We start from the raw sequence: 15,333 nt of genomic DNA on the forward strand, positions 1-15,333 counted from the left end.
ACCCTACCCTTACGTGAGGGTAGAGTCGCGGCTCGTCCAACCAGCTCGAGGAGTCCTGTGACCGAGGCCCGAACTCCCATCGATCTCCTACAGATCGGTGACGTCGCCGACCGCACCGGCCTCAGTCTGCGCACGATTCGTCACTACGAGGAGGTCGGGCTGCTGCCGGAGCCGCAGCGCAGCTCTGGAGGCTTCCGCCTCTACACGCAGGAAGCCATCGAGCGTCTGCTGCTCATCAAGCGGATGAAGCCGCTCGACTTCACCCTCGATGAGATGCGCGACCTCATCGACGTCCGCGACCAGCTTGCGAGCCCGCGCCTGTCTCGAGCAGCGCGCGCCGACCTCACCCAGCGGCTGCGCACCTACCACGCGCTCGTCGAGCACAGCCTCGCCGGGCTTCGCGAGCGCGCCGCCAGCGCCGAGGCCTTCGCCCGCCAGCTCGGCGACGAGATCGACTGACCACCGCCTGGTCACCGCACTGCCGACAGCGCAGTCCCGAACCCGTCCCGCGCTCCTTCCCGGATGCCGTGTCGCCACGTCCAGCTCCGCCGCGCCAGCGCGGCGCCTCCCCCCACCAGCAGGAGATCACCCATGACCCACGTACGGCCCACGCCCGGCGCCGAACCGCCCACCGACGGCGCCCGCCGCTCGGGTCGTCGCGCTGGTCGTCGCGAGGCCGGGTCTGACCTACCGTTCCCGCACGAGGCCGATGTGACGTCGGTGCGAGCCACGCTGCGCTCACCCCGTCGGCTGCGCATCGAGGTACTGGCCGGCCTCGTCGTCGCGTTGGCCTTGATTCCCGAGGCCATCTCGTTCTCGATCATCGCCGGCGTCGACCCCCGTGTGGGGCTCTTCGCCTCGTTCACGATGGCGGTCTCGATCGCCTTCCTGGGCGGGCGCCCCGCCATGATCTCCGCCGCGACCGGAGCGGTCGCCCTCGTCATCGCACCGGTGGTGCGCGAGCACGGGATGGACTACTTCATCGCCACCGTCATCCTGGCCGGGGTGATCCAGATCGTCCTCGGACTGCTCGGGGTGGCCCGGCTGATGCGCTTCATCCCGCGCTCGGTCATGGTCGGGTTCGTCAACGCCCTCGCCATTCTCATCTTCCTGGCGCAGGTACCGCACCTGGTCGGCGTTCCGTGGGTGGTCTACCCGCTGGTCGCGGTCGGGATCGCGGTCATGGTGTTCCTGCCGCGGGTCACCACGGCAGTGCCGGCTCCGCTCGTCGCCATTCTCGCCCTGACGCTGTTCACCGTTCTCGCCGCGGTGGCGGTGCCGACCGTGGGCGACGAGGGACAGCTCCCCGAGAGCCTCCCCAGCCTCCTGCTCCCCCACGTGCCGCTCACTCTCGAGACCCTCTCGATCATCGCGCCGTACGCGCTGGCCATGGCGCTCGTCGGGTTGATGGAGTCGCTGATGACCGCCAAGCTCGTCGACGACATCACCGACACCCACTCCAACAAGACCCGTGAGGCCTGGGGCCAGGGCGCCGCAAACATCATCACGGGCTTCTTCGGTGGCATGGGCGGCTGCGCCATGATCGGCCAGACGATGATCAACGTGAAGGCCTCCCGGGCCCGCACCCGCATCTCGACCTTCCTCGCCGGAATGTTCCTGCTCATCCTCGTCGTCGGTCTCGGTGATGTCGTCGCCGTCATCCCCATGGCCGCCCTCGTGGCGGTCATGGTCATGGTCTCGGTCGGCACCTTCGACTGGCACAGCATCACTCCCTCCACCCTGCGCCGGATGCCGCGCAGCGAGACCCTGGTCATGCTCGCCACCGTCGCGGTCGTGGTGGTCACCCACAACCTCGCCATCGGTGTCATCGTCGGCGTGATCGTGGCGATGGTGCTGTTCGCCCGGCGCGTGGCCCACTTCACCAGCGTCGTCGACCTCGCCCACCCCGACCCCGACACCCGGGTCTACGCGGTGGTGGGCGAGCTGTTCTTCGCCTCCAGCAACGACCTCGTCACACAGTTCGACTACGTCGGTGACCCCGTCAACGTCATCATCGACCTGTCCCAGTCACACGTCTGGGACGCCTCGACCGTCGCGGCGCTCGACGCGATCACGACCAAGTACGCGGCCAAGGGAAAGACGGTGACGATCACCGGTCTCAACGACTCCAGCCAACAGCGTCACGACCGGCTGGCCGGGCACCTCTCGGGCGAGCACTGACGGCCGGTCATCCCTGGTGGGCCCTGCCCGGGTCTGACGGACGCGTGCATTAGGTTCTGCTGTCTGTGAGCTGGTGGGAGGAGATCGCGACACGATCGACTCCTGCCGTGGGCGTCGAGGCCGTCAGCCCGGCCCAGCTGACGGTCGTGCTCCTCGTGGCCCTCGTCGCGGTCGGACTGCCCCCGCTCTGGCGGGTCGTGAGACTCGCCGTGACACTCGCGCACGAGCTGGGCCACGCGGCCGTCGGCATCGCGGTAGGCCGCACCTTCACCGGCTTCGTGCTGCGCGGCGACATGTCGGGCCATGCGGTGACCCGCGGCCCGGTGCGCGGCCCGGGTCGGGTGGCCACGACGTGGGCCGGCTACCCCATGCCCGCCCTCGTCGGTGCGAGCGTCATCTGGCTCGCCGGACGCGGGTGGTCGGCGCCGGTCGTCACGGCTGCCCTTGTCGTGCTGGCGCTGGCCCTGATCCGGGTGCGGTCGTTCTTGACCGCGTTGGTCATGGTGGTCTCGATCGGGGCCACGGTCGCCCTCTGGTGGTGGCGCAACGACGCGCTGCAGCCTCAGGCGCTCTTCGGCGTCGGCGTCGTGTTGCTGGTCGGTGGGGGGCGCCACCTGCTCGCTGTCGTGCGAGACCGCGGGCGTGACAGCGACCCGGCGGTGCTCGCCTGGCTCACCCGAGTGCCACGGACGATGTGGAACGCCTCGTTCATCATCGTCTTCGCCCTGGCCACCTGGCTGGTCGCCGCCGAGGTCGTCACCATCGTGCGCTGACGGGGCCACGCGCCTCCCGACGGCTCAGCGGCATCCCCCAACCCCACCGCACCCACTTCCTGAGCGGCACGCGGCCGGTGTCGAGAATCGTCTGAGACTCAGCTGGCAGAGTCCGCTGAGGGCTCGTGCTCACCTCCTGAAAGCGCGCATAGGGTCTCAGCCTGGAGCGCCCACGCGATTCCGTGACAGCGCGAAACTACGGCCAGGGGCCCGCCTGCACACCCGAATCTCTGGACCTGCTGGCACCGATCGCTACGATAGGTCGCTGTCGCGACCTCGGCGGGGCTTGATGACCGTGCGGGCTGAAACGTCGACTTTCTCTCAAGAAAGGACGGCGTCATGCCGCGTACCTCAATGTCGACTCCTCAGCCTCGCTCCTTCCCGCTCGTCACCGCGCACCATGACGGCTCGCGCCGCTACGTCTCGGACCCCTACCCGCGCGTGGGGGATGCGATCACCTTGCGGGTTCACGTCGCCGCCGAACTCGGAGCGACGCGCGTAGCGCTGCGCAGCACCCCCGACGGGGACCAGCACTTCGAGGCCTGCGCGCAGGAACCAGGCAGTCACTGGTGGTCGGTAGCCGTTCCCATGGTCAATACCCAGCTGGGGTATCGCTTCCTGATCGACACCTCCACCGGCGCCCTGACGCTCAACGCGACGGGCCTGCACGCTCGCGAGGTCACCGACGCGCACGACTTCCGGGTCAGCACCGACCCCGCCCCACCGGAATGGACCCGCCGGGCCGTCTTCTACGAGATCTTCCTGGACCGGTTCGCGAAAGGAGAGGCAGCCACCCCAGCGGGCGAGCCACTGCCCGGCTGGGCCATCCTCACCGAGTGGGACGAACCGGTCGCACACGGCACCCCGAACGGGGTGCGCCAGCTCTACGGCGGTGACCTGCCCGGAGTCGAGCAGCACCTTGGCTACCTTCACGACCTTGGCGTCACCACGATCTACCTCACCCCGTTCTTCCCGGCCGGCAGCAACCACCGCTACGACGCCTCGAGCTTCGACGTCGTCGACCCCCTCTTGGGCGGTGATGAGGCACTCAAGCGTCTGACCAACGCCGCGCACGCCAAGCACATGATGGTCATCGGGGACCTGACACTGAACCACACCGGTGAGAACCACGCCTGGTTTCGCAACGCCACCGCGGATGCCACCTCGCCGGAGGCCGGCTTCTACCTGTTCTCCCACCACCCCGTCCGGTACGAGTGCTTCGGTGGGGTCCGCTCCATGCCCAAGCTCGACCATCGCAGCGACATTCTGCGCCGCAGGCTCTTCGAGGGCGCAGGTTCGGTCGTGGACCGCTACCTGACCTCGTTCGGCCTCGACGGGTGGCGCATCGACGTCGCCCAGTCTGCTGGCTACTCCGGCCCCTCCAACCGCACCCTGACAACGGCGGCCCAAACCGTCGCCACAGCTCAAGCCGCCCGGCCCGAGGCCTACGTGGTGGCCGAGCACCAGTTCGACGCCAGCTCCGCCCTGGCCGGCAACGCCTGGCACGGCACCATGGCCTACGCCGCGTTCACCCGCCCCCTCTGGTCCTGGCTCGCGGAAACAGACATCGACCGCCACTGGGGAGCCCCCGGTGGCCACCGCCCTTACACCGGCTCGGAGATGGCTCACGTGATCGATGACTTCAACGGTCTGATTCCCTGGCGATCGCGCATCCACAGCCTGCTGCTGCTCGACTCGCACGACACCCCACGACTACTGAGCATCATCGGCCGCGACCGCTACCTGGTTGCCCTCGGGCTACTCATGACCATGCCCGGCATCCCCATGATCTTCGCCGGTGACGAGATCGGCACCACGGGAGCCAATCTCGAAGAGGGCCGCCAACCCTTCCGCTGGGACCCGGTCACGTGGGACCACGACCTGCGGCGCCGTCACCAAGAGCTCATCCACCTTCGCAGGACCCTTCCCGCGCTGTACGAGGGCGGGTTCCGGTGGCTGCACACCAGCGACGACGTCGTCATCTTCGAACGAGCCACCGCCGAGCAGGTCGTCATCGTCCAAGCGGCCCGACGCTCGCACGCGCCCATCCCCTGCCCGATCGCGGCTATCGGGCTGCTCGGATCCGACGACCTCACCGCCGGTGCGAACTTTCCCGCCACCGGCCCGGCCCTGCAGCTGTGGTCCACTACCCGAGCCATCAGCGGGCAGGACTGACATGCACCACACCCTCAAGCGACTCGACGACCTGGCGGCCTACCTTCGTGCCGACCCGGCGGTGCTCGCCGTCCTGGGACTGGGGTCGGCCGGGGAACAGACCGAGCGTTTCGATGACCACTCAGACATCGACTTCTTCGTCATCGTCGCCGACCAGGCCACCAAGCAGCGCTACCTCGCCTCCATCCACTGGCTCAGCGGCTTCGGTGGGCGTGTCAGCTACGACTTCGTCAATGATCCCAACGGTCGCAAGGCGCTCTTTCAGGACGGGCTCTTCCTCGAGTACGCGATCTTCACTACCCCGGAGCTGAAGAGCATCCCGTTGCACGGCGCCCGGGTCGTGTGGAGCCGGCCCCTCTTCGCGCAGCACGAGACCACAGCCCCACCGGTACCAGTTTTGAAGACCATGGACATCCACCTCAACGAGGCCATGACCAACCTCTTCGTCGGTCTCCACCGCGAGCTGCGAGGGGAGCGGCTGACCGCGATGAGGTTCATCCAGGTCTACGCCGTTGACCAGATAATCGCCCTCGAGCGCCTCAACCCCACCACGGTCTCATTTCAACCAGACCCCTTCGAAGCCACTCGGCGCGTGGAACGCGCATCCCGCGACAGGCAGCTGCCTCTGCACGACATGGCCCCCGGATACAGCCACAACGCCCGTGCCGCCCAGGCGAGTCTGAACTGGCTTCAGCAGTTTTACGAACCTGATCCCGCGATCACCACCGCGACCCAGGAACTGATCGACCGAAGTCGCCGGGTCGATCCGACGGGAGATGTTTCTGGCACATGACTCTCAGAGGTTGCCGGCGGACGGCCTACGGCCAGCGCCGGTGACCGCAGGACGCTCACACCCGTTCGACGCGGTCGGCCTGTGGCCCTCGATCGCTCTGTCGCACCTGGTAGCGGACCCGATCGCCCTGGTACAGCGGCTCGGTGCCTCTGATGACCGACACGTGAACGAACAGGTCCGCGCCTCCCGCGTCCGGGGAGATGAAGCCGAACCCCCGCTCTGCGTCGTAGCGCGCGACCACTCCCTCGCCGCCACGCGCCGGGACCTCGGATGCCTCCTGGTGTCCTGACCGATCGCGGGTCGTCGACATCGCGGGGGCGCGCCGCGGTGCCGAGCCGCGCGCGAGGCGCACGTCGCGAGCCTGCGGGCCCTTCTCGCTCACGACGGTGTCGTACGTCAACCGGTCTCCCTCGCCCAGCTCGGTCAGCCCGTCGGCCAGCGCCCGGAAGTGAACGAAGACGTCGGGGCCGCCCGACTCGGGGGTGATGAACCCGAAGCCCTTGTCTGCGTCGTACCAGGACACGGTGCCGTCCGCCCCGTCGGATGCCACGCCCTGCTCTACGGCCCGGGCTCCCAAGGGGAGCAGATGCTCAGCCTGCGGTCCCCTCTCCCCGTCGACGACGAGGAACGCCACCTGCTGCCCCTGCGAGACCACGCCGCCCCCCACGATGGCCGAACTGTGCACGAAGATCTCGGCCCCACCGCCGTCGGGCGTGATGAAGCCGTACCCCTTGGCCGGCTCGTACCAGGAGACGGTGCCGAGCACGCCCAGCGGGGTATCGCCGGCCTGGTCGGCCGTGACCCGGACGCGGCGTGCCTGCGGGCCGCGGTCCCCCTCGCCGATCTCGAACTCGACGACCTGCCCCTCCCGGAGCAGCTTCATCGCCGCGTCGCTGACGATCTCGGACGCATGAACGTACAGGTCCTCTGCCTCCTGCCCGAGGGCAATGAAGCCGAACCCCCGGTCGGCATCGAACCAGCGGACGGTTCCCTCGGTCACGGGTGACTCCTTCTCGAAACTACGGTCGGTGTTTCCCCAGTGTCCCCGACGCGACTGCGACAAGCACCCGGCGCCCGGCGGCATCCACGGCACCCCGGCCCCCGCCGCGCTCCTGATCGAGTCAGGGTCTTTGCTTCCGGCGACAAGGTGGCAGTCCCGGCCAGGTACGAAGGCTCGGCTGGGCGTGCACTCACGAAGATGCCGACCCGCCTCAACGGGGAGATGACTGTCGCGTTCTGGGGGCAGAGCCGCCCGCAAACGTACTCAGAGCGGCATGAGCGTGAAACTTGAGAGGGGACGCTGACATGCCGGTCGGTGGCTGGACGGACATAACGCGACGCGTTATGCTCGGCGGGTGATCAGGTCGTTCCGCGGCGCAACAACCGAACGACTCTGGTCACGACAACGCACCAAGAAGCTCGGCCCGCGGATCGAACGCACCGCGTTGCGCAAGCTCGTAATGCTCGACGCGGCCGAAACGCTGGACGACCTCGCGGTTCCCCCCGGCAACCGCCTCGAAGCCCTCAAGGCGGACCGCGCCGGGCAGCACAGCATCCGGATCAACCAGCAGTGGCGCATCTGTTTCGTCTGGACCCACGCCGGGCCCGAGGACGTCGAGATCGTCGACTACCACTAAGAGGAGGAGTCTCCCCATGACCAGCATCGCTCCCATTCACCCCGGGGAAGTCCTGCTCGAGGAGTTCCTCGACCCACTCGGGGTCACCCAGCACCACCTGGCCGTCTCCATCGGCGTACCCCCACGGCGGATAAACGAGATCGTGCACGGCAAGCGCCGCATCACCGCCGACACCGCCCTGCGCCTAGCCCGATACTTCGCCACCACCGACCGGTTCTGGCTCAACCTGCAGACCCGTTACGACCTTGAGATCGAGAAGGACAACCTCGGCGGCGTACTCGAGCAGATCCAGCCGCTACAGAGCGCCTGAGTCGCCCGTCCTGAGAGCAGCAGAAGCGGACGTGCCGTCCTCCACCCGGCTACAACCCATGAGATCCGGTCGAGGGTTGACTGGTTGCTTTACCGCGGTTACGGAGTTGCTGGCTAGTCTTCGCCGGCGTCGGGCGGGTGGAGCAACTCGTTCAGGGCTCGGAGACCGCTCTGGTCAGCGCCGTCCCATAACGCGAATCTGTCGTAGATCTCCTCATCGGGGAAGCAGTCGACGTGCACTGTGACCGGCCAGACGGACCGCACCCAGTCGAGGGCGTCGATGAGGTCGACGTCCTTGCGCAGTTGCAGCAGGATCCACGGACCCGTGCGACCTGAGGTCATATTAAGAACTGACCGGACGGGCACGGTTTTGAGCGTCTCGACGGTGGGCTGGTCGAGCGGCAGACCAAGGTCGGGGGCTTCAGCGTTGAGGCGGGCCTGTTCCAAGCGGTCCTGAAGGCTCGCGACGATCGTGTCCGTGCCGACCAAGTACGGCGGCTCTGTCAGGACTAGTTCGTAAGGGTTGGGTCCCCTGCGGAACACTGACCCGAGCTGGTAGCGCTGCGCCCGTCGTCTGCTACGTCGGAACGGTCCGGTGGGATCGGTGGTTATCGTGCCGACTGGTGTTTTGGGCGGGCCGGGGCTGTCAGCGCCGGCGAGAAGTGCCCGGATGGTCAGCGCGGGGTCGAACGGCGGGAGGCCTCCGCCCCGGTACAAGGACCCTTCAATGAGATCGAAGGGCAGCGGCCCGATCGCTCCTGCCTCTGAGGCGAGTGCCAGCTCACCCACGGACGTGAGGCGCACCTCGGTGTACTGGGCATCCGCGGGCCCATCACCGCAAATCGAACCAAAGTTGCCCCCGCCGTCGAGCAGTGGCAGGTGTCGCACCCAGCCCGCGGTGAGATCAGCCAGAATCTGCTGCGCGTACCGGGGGCCGACACCGGTCCGTGCGTCCACCAGTTCGAGCACGTCCGTGCTCGGCGCGTAAGGGCCATCCACGGCGGCCGTGCACTCCTGGACCGCGCGTAGCAGGTCAATCTCGACGGCGGTCAGCCCACTGGGCGACGGACGGCGTTGCGCGCTCACGCGGCCGCCGACGCCGGCAGAACGACCACGAGCCTGGACTCCTTGAACAACACGTCACGACAGGACGGTCGCGTGCCGACGAAGACGTCGAGCGGTCCCCACGAGGTGTCGACATGCGAGGGCGCCGCCCGGCTAAGGACGGCCACGCTCGAGTGCACGCCCACCATGGCAAGTGCGGCCACGAAACGCGGCAGGTCCGGGGTGTCGACGACCACGTCCAGGTCACGAGGCGTGCCCTGCCCCGTGAGGAGGCGGTGCGCGGTACCACCGACAATCACGAACCGGGCACCATGGCGGACCAACTCAACAGCAAGCCGCGCGGGACGGTCGCGAAGATAGGGCATGAGCTCACGATAGGGAACGCGGCACCGCCATGGCACCACACACACGGGGCTCGGCAGCGCCAAGAAGACGACCCTCCGAAACCCCTCATCGAGCCGCGAGACAAGACCAAAGCAACGTCCGCTAGTCCGACAGTTGAGGACGTTCGCGGCCCGTCCACCGCTGGCGACGGCTGGTCCAGAGGCGATTGTTCTGGGCACCCGCCGGTACGCCTCTCTCCACCCGCTCCGCCATGACGCAGCATGATCACCCAGCGGGGCCTGCGGCAGATCCATCTCCGTCTCGCGCCCTGGGCCGTCGGGGCGCCTTCTGTTGGGAACCGCTGACAAACCCCAAGGTGCCGGGGTTCACACTGCACACCACCGACGAATTGGGCCGTTTCGTTCAAAGTGCCGAGCACGTCTTTGCTCAGCCTTCGACGATTCTCCGCATCAAGGGCGCACCGATTGCGCGTCGCGCGGCGCGAAGCGCCGAGAAGGCCGGCGCGAACGTCGTGCCCGGGCCACACTCACCGCGACCACGACGAGGCCGGCGCTGCCGTAGGCGAACCCGGCCACCGGGGGCGAGGTCGTGGCGCCGTAGGCCAAGTAGGCCGCTACGGCCACGGCGAGCCATTCGAGCCGGCCGGCCATCACCGCCAACGCCACGAGCGGCAAGGCGTACCAGGGGTAGTTCGGAGTCGTCGCGAGCAGCAGCACGCCGAACAGCACGAGCGCGGGCAGCACGGCATCCTCTCGCGTGGCGGCGGTCCGGGAGACCCACCAGAGTGCCCAACCGGCTGTCACCGCCATGACCACGACGATGGCGGGCGTCAGCCACGCTGTGGGCAACACGAGTCCGAGCACCGCGGCCCGGCCGGCGTTGCCCTCCTCGGCCAGGTAGCCGGGCAGGTAGCCCAGCACCAGCGAGCCGGCAACGACCACGTGCGGGAGGTAGCTGACCGCCAACGTCACCACGGCGACCACCGGCGCAGGCAGGGCGCGCCTCAGGCGGTCGATCACTCCGGTTCCGCGCAGGGGGGCCAGCGCGGGCAGCATGACGAGCGGTGTCAGCTTCACGGATGCCGCGAGCCCCAGCAGCAGCCCGCCACCGACGAACGCGGCTCGGCGCCCCGACGCCGTCGTGAACACCCAGAGACCGGCCACCACGAGCGCGGCCGCCACGATGTCGACGTGGGCGCCGTTGCCGGCCTCGATCAGCACGGTCGGACAGCACGCCCACCACAACGCCCCGAGGGGGTCATCTCCGCGGCGGCGACGCCACAAGGCGAGCGCCCCCGCGATGAGCACGGCGATCGCGGCGCTGCCCACCTGGAGTCCACGCGTACCGAGCGACCACGGGGTCACCGCCGCGACGCCGGTGAACCAGGCCTGGGCGACTGGCGGGTAGATGGTGGGCACCCTCGGCCGGTTGATGCGGGTGCGTGGGTCGTCGCGCGCGAGAGTTAGCAGTGCGGCCCGGTCGGTCGGCAGGGGCCCCGTGGTGAACCCCGAGCGATCGCCTGGCCCGAGACCCGGGAACAGCACCGGGTCGCGCAGCTTCGCGAGCCGGTCGTCGAACGGGGCGTAGCGGTAGGGCGAGGTGCCCGACAGCTGCACCCGGCCGTCCCACACGTAGCGGTAGGCGTCGCTGCTCGTGCGCGGGACCACCAGGATGCCGGGCAGCTGCACGAGCGTCGCAACCGCCACAACGACCAGCACCGGTGTGCGCCAACGGAACTCACTCCGGCACATCCACCAGGTCGTGGCGAGGCAGACAACCCACAGCCCCAGCAGCAGCTGACCGAACCACGCCTGAAGGGCAGCGGTCTGACCCAGCGCCAGCACGATGGCGTACGTGCCGGCACACATGATCGCACCGATGACGACCCGCGCCCGCGCCCACATCCGACTAGCCCGCCTGCCGCAGGGCGACGAAGGCGCGGCCGTCGACCCTCCAGTCCTCCACCGGAACGAAGCCCACCAGGGCCGCGAGCTCGACGAGGCGTCGGGCGCCGATCACCGACCAGGGCAGCGGCGCCGACCGCCGCCCGTGCAGATCGTGCAGGGTCAGGGTCGTCAGCTCGTCGGCGTCGTCGTCGGGACTGATCTCGACGAGGGCCATGGCCCCGCCGCGCACCAGCTCGCGGCACCGTCGCAGCAGGCGGAGGGGGTCGCCGCCGATACCGATGTTGCCGTCGACGAGCAGCACCGTGCCCCAGCGCCCTTCGCCCGGGAGTCGGTCGTTGATGTCGCGGAAGAGCGCGCAGGCCCCCCGACGTGAGGTCTGGTCGACGGCGCTTCGGGAGATGTCGACACCCAGCACGGGGATGCCGCGGCTCGCGAGCGCCTCCACGAACCGCCCCGGGCCGCAGCCGATGTCGAGGACCGGCCCTTCGCAGCGGGACACGAACAGCTCGTCTGCGCCCGACATGCTCGACCACGCCGAGACGTCGAGAGGGCTGCACCCGGCGCCTGGTGACCAGCCGTCCTGGACCCGGTGCAGGGGACCGCGATGCACCCTGACCTCGACGCCACCCATGGCGGCGTCGAACAGGGTCGACGGGTGGCAGGGCGTCTCGGTGAGCCGGCGGTGCAGTCGACCGAATCGGCTGTCGGGTGCGATCCGGGCGACCTCACGGGCGTCGGCAGGCTCGTCGACGTCGAGAAGCCGGGGCAGCAACCGCACCCGCAACCCCAGCGACCGCAGTCGTTGCAGCTGGTCAGCGCCGGTGTGGTCGGTCGACATCGGTACGCCACGGATGGCGCCGGGCTGGGAGCGGCGCAGGCCGATGCACCAGTATCCCCCGTCGTGCGACATCCCGAGAACGGCATCGGCATCACCCCAGTCGATATCGAGGTCGACAGATCGCAGCTGTGGCGTGTCCATGCCGACGAGCAGGGTCGGTCGGTCGGGCGCATCGGTGAGCAGGTCGTCGAAGACGTTCTGCAGACGGTCGTCGAGCCCCTCCCCCCGTTGCGCAAGCACTCTCGCCTCGCGCGGAAGCCACGGCGTGACCGGCCCGTCCCACGCGATCACGGTCTGCTGCACAGCGTTGACCGCGACCGCCTCGGCGACCGCATCGAGGGTGTCGCGGATGGCCGCCGTGGCCAGCGCCGCCGCCTCCGCCGCTGTGAAGGTGGGCGTCAGTCGAGTCTTGACCCTGCCGGGCACCGGTGACTTCGCCAGCACCACGACCGTGTGGGTCGCGTCGGCTCGGGCGCGCATCGACACAGCCCTCATGGGGTCAGGGCTCATGGGGTCAGGGCTCGTGAAGTCGGGGCTCATGGGGTCAGGAGTCACCGGGCCAGCACCCTGCTCATGTCGCGAACCGCCCGCGCGGCGCCGAGCGGTGTGCCCGTCACCTTCGACCGCCCGGTGCGAGGGTGGTAGTCGACCTCCACCTGGGTGACCCGCCAGCCCGCCTCCGCCGCGCGCACCACGGTCTCGAGCGGGTAGCCCGATCGGCGGTCCTCGATGGCGAGGGCGAGCAGATCGGCGGTCGGGGCCAAGCGCATCGGCCCGACGTCTCTGAGCCGCAACCCCGTTCGCTGGCTCAACCGTTGGGCGACGACCCGGTTCGCGAAGCGGAGATGCCACGGCCACGCACCGCGCGTCAGCGGCATCCGGCGTGAGACCACGAGGTGCGCAAGCGCGGCATCACCACTCCGGTCTTGCAAAGAGGCTCTGTTCGGTTCACCGGACTGGTCACCCAACGCCGCGACCAGTCTCGAGAGCTGCCGTGGGTCGAGGCTCGCGTCGCAGTCCATGAAGGCCACGAGCGGGGCCGAGGAGGCGAGCAGGCCGGCATGACAGGCCGCTCCGTAACCCTGCTCGGGGGCCGATACGACGGTGGCACCCAGCCTGCGTGCGAGCTCGGCCGAGCCGTCGGTGGAGCCGTTGTCGACGACGATCGGGCGGGCCCAGCCCGGCATCCGGCCTAGCACCCAGGGCAGAGCCTGCACCTCGTCGAGGCACGGCAGCACGACATCGACAGCGGTCATGGTCTGACCCTAGGCAGCAGGGGGTTCCAGCGTCTTGGCTCGACGATTGCGAAACTCTTACGAGAAGGCGCCCCGGGCTGCTGGGCCCGCGGCGTCGGGCCTCCAGGGCCTAGGCTCGCAGGCATGGTGGCCACGGTGCTGCTCGTCGAGGACGACCCGACCGTGTCGGGTGTCGTCGAGGCATATCTGCGCAAGGCCGGCTACGACGCGGTGGTCACGAGCGACGGCGAAAGCGCGCTGCAGCAGTGGGTGCAGCGACGGCCCGACGTCGTCGTGCTCGACGTCATGCTTCCCGGTATGTCGGGGCTCGATGTGTTGCGACGACGTCGTGCCGACGACGACACCGCGGCCGTGATCATCCTGAGCGCGCGCGGCGATGAGGACGACCGGCTCGTCGGGCTGGATCTCGGCGCCGACGACTACATGGTCAAGCCGTTCAGCCCACGCGAGCTGCTCGGGCGCATCCAGGCCCTGCTTCGCCGCGTCGAGCGACTGGGGGCCACGTCGCTGCTGCCGACCCGGTTGCGGTGTGGGCCTCTCGAGGTCGACCTGCGCAGCCGTTCGGTGATCGTCGGTGAACGCCCGGTCACTCTCACCCACCGAGAGTTCGACCTGCTGGCCTACCTGATGACCCACCCTGGGGAGGCCTTCAGCAAGGAGGCCCTGATGCGCCGGGTCTGGGGTTGGGAGTTCGGTGACACCTCCACCGTGACGGTGCACGTGCGACGGCTGCGCGAGAAGATCGAGGTCGACCCGTCCGACCCCGCCCTGGTGCTCACGGTCCGCGGCGCCGGCTACCGGTTCGACGGGGGGGTGACCGTCGATGGGTGACATGGGTCAGATCGTGGTTCTGACCGCCGTCGCGTGCGCCGTCACGGCCCTGCTCGGCGGCCTCGCTCTGCAGGCAGTTCGCGCCCGCTCGTTGCTGTGGTCGATCGTGATCGCCGCGCTGGTACCGCTCGTGGCGGTGTCGGTGTCGGTGCTGCTCAACGTGCGACTGATGTTCATCTCGAGCCACGACTCCACCGCGGTGTCGGTGGCGCTGGCGTGCGCCACCGTCATCGGCGCGAGCCTGTCGTTCGTGCTCGGACGCCGCGTGGCCACCGACTCGCGCGAGCTCGCCACGGCTGTGCGTGACTTGGCGCTTCCGCGCCGACCGAGCTCTACGGCATCCGTCGAGGCCAAGGGCGCGTCGGTCGCGTCCTCCGAGATCAGCACGCTCGCGGCCGAGCTCGACCTGACTCGCACCCGACTGGAGTTGGCCCAGCAACGGGCCCGGGGCCTCGAGGACAGCCGCCGCGAGCTGGTGGCCTTCATGTCACACGACCTGCGCACGCCGATGGCCGGTCTGCGCGCGCTCGCGGAGGGACTCGAAGACGGCGTCATCGACGACCCGCCGGCTGCCCTCAGGCAGATGCGCCAGACGGTCGACCGGATGAACGGTCTGGTGAGCGACCTGTTCGAGCTGTCGCGCCTCCAGGCCGGCACGACGGCCGTCACTCCCCAACGCGCCATGGTCGGCCTCGCCGAGCTCGCCCAGGACATCGTGGCCGAGCTGGGCGCCCACGCCACTCAGCGCCAGGTGACACTACGACTCGACACCGCCTGTGACGATGACCGGCTCGCCGTGCGAGGCAACGGAGAAGAGCTCGCCCGGGCACTGACGAACCTGCTGGGCAACGCGATTCGCCACACCGCCCCGGGCGGCTCCGTCGTGCTGTCGGCCCGGCGCGCCGACGACGGGCAGATCCATCTGGCCGTGATCGACGAGTGCGGAGGCATCGATGCTGGAGACCTGGCGCGCCTGTTCGACATCGGTTGGCGCGGCGCGCCAGAGCGGGGCACGGCCGACGCCGGTGCCGGGCTGGGTCTCGCGATCGCCAAGGGCGTCATCGAGGCCCACGAGGGCTCCCTCGGGGTGTCGAACGTGCCTGGAGGATGCCGGTTCGACCTCCGGCTCCCCCGCCAGGGCGCCGAACCCGCCTGACGACAGCACCATCTGCGCGACGCGCGGCGCGACGCGCCAAAAGTGTCGGATTCACGACACCACCTGC

15 protein-coding genes are annotated in these 15,333 nt (G+C 69.2%); 9 read left to right on the forward strand and 6 right to left on the reverse strand.

Features of this window, described 5'->3' with window-relative positions; all coding sequences use genetic code 11:
• Positions 1 to 57: 57 nt before the first annotated feature.
• The 5 genes from BA895_RS08040 (at position 58) to BA895_RS08060 (ending at position 5,922) form a co-directional block, all read left to right on the forward strand.
• Complete coding sequence (locus BA895_RS08040) at positions 58 to 459, forward strand: MerR family transcriptional regulator (protein ID WP_083283114.1); 402 nt, start codon at positions 58 to 60, stop codon at positions 457 to 459.
• A gap of 132 nt (positions 460 to 591) precedes the next feature.
• Complete coding sequence (locus tag BA895_RS08045; RefSeq protein WP_083283115.1) at positions 592 to 2,181, forward strand: SulP family inorganic anion transporter; 1,590 nt, start codon at positions 592 to 594, stop codon at positions 2,179 to 2,181.
• A 65-nt stretch (positions 2,182 to 2,246) separates the two neighbouring features.
• Positions 2,247 to 2,954 (forward strand): M50 family metallopeptidase, encoded by a 708-nt coding sequence (locus BA895_RS08050; RefSeq protein ID WP_070191347.1) that lies wholly within the window; start codon positions 2,247 to 2,249, stop codon positions 2,952 to 2,954.
• Between the two features lie 339 nt (positions 2,955 to 3,293).
• Positions 3,294 to 5,129 carry a glycoside hydrolase family 13 protein gene (locus tag BA895_RS08055; protein WP_139142559.1) on the forward strand — a complete coding sequence of 612 codons (1,836 nt, stop codon included), beginning with the start codon at positions 3,294 to 3,296 and terminating at the stop codon, positions 5,127 to 5,129.
• Between the two features lies 1 nt (position 5,130).
• Positions 5,131 to 5,922 carry a hypothetical protein gene (locus tag BA895_RS08060; protein ID WP_070191349.1) on the forward strand — a complete coding sequence of 264 codons (792 nt, stop codon included), beginning with the start codon at positions 5,131 to 5,133 and terminating at the stop codon, positions 5,920 to 5,922.
• Positions 5,923 to 5,977: 55 nt separating this feature from the next.
• Here BA895_RS08060 and BA895_RS24790 read toward each other — a convergent pair whose 3' ends face one another.
• On the reverse strand, positions 5,978 to 6,922 hold the full coding sequence (locus BA895_RS24790) for a cold-shock protein (protein ID WP_070191350.1): 945 nt from the start codon (positions 6,920 to 6,922) through the stop codon (positions 5,978 to 5,980).
• A 355-nt stretch (positions 6,923 to 7,277) separates the two neighbouring features.
• Between BA895_RS24790 and BA895_RS08070 the strand changes: the two genes are divergently transcribed.
• Both BA895_RS08070 and BA895_RS08075 read left to right on the forward strand, forming a co-directional pair.
• Positions 7,278 to 7,559, forward strand: a complete 282-nt coding sequence (locus BA895_RS08070; RefSeq protein ID WP_070191351.1) for a type II toxin-antitoxin system RelE/ParE family toxin — start codon at positions 7,278 to 7,280, stop codon at positions 7,557 to 7,559.
• A gap of 16 nt (positions 7,560 to 7,575) precedes the next feature.
• Complete coding sequence (locus BA895_RS08075; RefSeq protein ID WP_070191352.1) at positions 7,576 to 7,869, forward strand: HigA family addiction module antitoxin; 294 nt, start codon at positions 7,576 to 7,578, stop codon at positions 7,867 to 7,869.
• A gap of 113 nt (positions 7,870 to 7,982) precedes the next feature.
• Here BA895_RS08075 and BA895_RS08080 read toward each other — a convergent pair whose 3' ends face one another.
• The 5 genes from BA895_RS08080 to BA895_RS08100 all read right to left on the reverse strand — a co-directional run bounded on the left by BA895_RS08080 (position 7,983) and on the right by BA895_RS08100 (position 13,279).
• Entirely contained in the window at positions 7,983 to 8,954 is a 972-nt protein-coding gene (locus tag BA895_RS08080; RefSeq protein WP_070191353.1) for a hypothetical protein, read from the reverse strand.
• Positions 8,951 to 9,298: a hypothetical protein gene (locus BA895_RS08085; RefSeq protein WP_139142560.1), complete on the reverse strand. Its 348-nt coding sequence runs from the start codon at positions 9,296 to 9,298 to the stop codon at positions 8,951 to 8,953. The genes BA895_RS08080 and BA895_RS08085 overlap by 4 nt, the downstream gene beginning before the upstream one ends.
• Before the next feature lie 429 nt (positions 9,299 to 9,727).
• On the reverse strand, positions 9,728 to 11,146 hold the full coding sequence (locus BA895_RS08090) for a hypothetical protein (protein ID WP_175442280.1): 1,419 nt from the start codon (positions 11,144 to 11,146) through the stop codon (positions 9,728 to 9,730).
• 40 nt (positions 11,147 to 11,186) lie between these two features.
• Positions 11,187 to 12,563 (reverse strand): DUF2064 domain-containing protein, encoded by a 1,377-nt coding sequence (locus tag BA895_RS24175; protein ID WP_070191356.1) that lies wholly within the window; start codon positions 12,561 to 12,563, stop codon positions 11,187 to 11,189.
• A gap of 11 nt (positions 12,564 to 12,574) precedes the next feature.
• A complete protein-coding gene (locus BA895_RS08100) occupies positions 12,575 to 13,279 on the reverse strand; it encodes a glycosyltransferase family 2 protein (RefSeq protein WP_070191357.1) in 705 nt (234 codons plus the stop codon).
• A gap of 123 nt (positions 13,280 to 13,402) precedes the next feature.
• On the opposite strand from BA895_RS08100, the gene BA895_RS08105 reads away from it, so the two are divergent.
• A complete protein-coding gene (locus tag BA895_RS08105) occupies positions 13,403 to 14,110 on the forward strand; it encodes a response regulator transcription factor (protein ID WP_070191358.1) in 708 nt (235 codons plus the stop codon).
• Positions 14,103 to 15,266, forward strand: a complete 1,164-nt coding sequence (locus BA895_RS08110) for a cell wall metabolism sensor histidine kinase WalK (protein ID WP_070191359.1) — start codon at positions 14,103 to 14,105, stop codon at positions 15,264 to 15,266. The genes BA895_RS08105 and BA895_RS08110 overlap by 8 nt, the downstream gene beginning before the upstream one ends.
• The last annotated feature ends 67 nt before the right edge of the window (positions 15,267 to 15,333 follow it).

This window comes from Humibacillus sp. DSM 29435 (assembly GCF_001758225.1).
Lineage (GTDB): Bacteria > Actinomycetota > Actinomycetes > Actinomycetales > Dermatophilaceae > DSM-29435.

Excerpts from the sequence above, each read along its gene's own strand:
- BA895_RS08060 (WP_070191349.1), top strand. The coding sequence starts at position 5,131 with ATGCACCACACCCTCAAGCGACTCGACGACCTGGCGGCCTACCTTCGT.
- BA895_RS08100 (WP_070191357.1), bottom strand. The coding sequence starts at position 13,279 with ATGACCGCTGTCGATGTCGTGCTGCCGTGCCTCGACGAGGTGCAGGCT.
- BA895_RS08075 (WP_070191352.1), top strand. The coding sequence starts at position 7,576 with ATGACCAGCATCGCTCCCATTCACCCCGGGGAAGTCCTGCTCGAGGAG.
- BA895_RS08055 (WP_139142559.1), top strand. The coding sequence starts at position 3,294 with ATGCCGCGTACCTCAATGTCGACTCCTCAGCCTCGCTCCTTCCCGCTC.
- BA895_RS24175 (WP_070191356.1), bottom strand. The coding sequence starts at position 12,563 with ATGAGCCCCGACTTCACGAGCCCTGACCCCATGAGCCCTGACCCCATG.
- BA895_RS08105 (WP_070191358.1), top strand. The coding sequence starts at position 13,403 with ATGGTGGCCACGGTGCTGCTCGTCGAGGACGACCCGACCGTGTCGGGT.
- BA895_RS08110 (WP_070191359.1), top strand. The coding sequence starts at position 14,103 with ATGGGTGACATGGGTCAGATCGTGGTTCTGACCGCCGTCGCGTGCGCC.
- BA895_RS08045 (WP_083283115.1), top strand. The coding sequence starts at position 592 with ATGACCCACGTACGGCCCACGCCCGGCGCCGAACCGCCCACCGACGGC.
- BA895_RS08085 (WP_139142560.1), bottom strand. The coding sequence starts at position 9,298 with ATGCCCTATCTTCGCGACCGTCCCGCGCGGCTTGCTGTTGAGTTGGTC.
- BA895_RS08090 (WP_175442280.1), bottom strand. The coding sequence starts at position 11,146 with ATGTGTGCCGGCACGTACGCCATCGTGCTGGCGCTGGGTCAGACCGCT.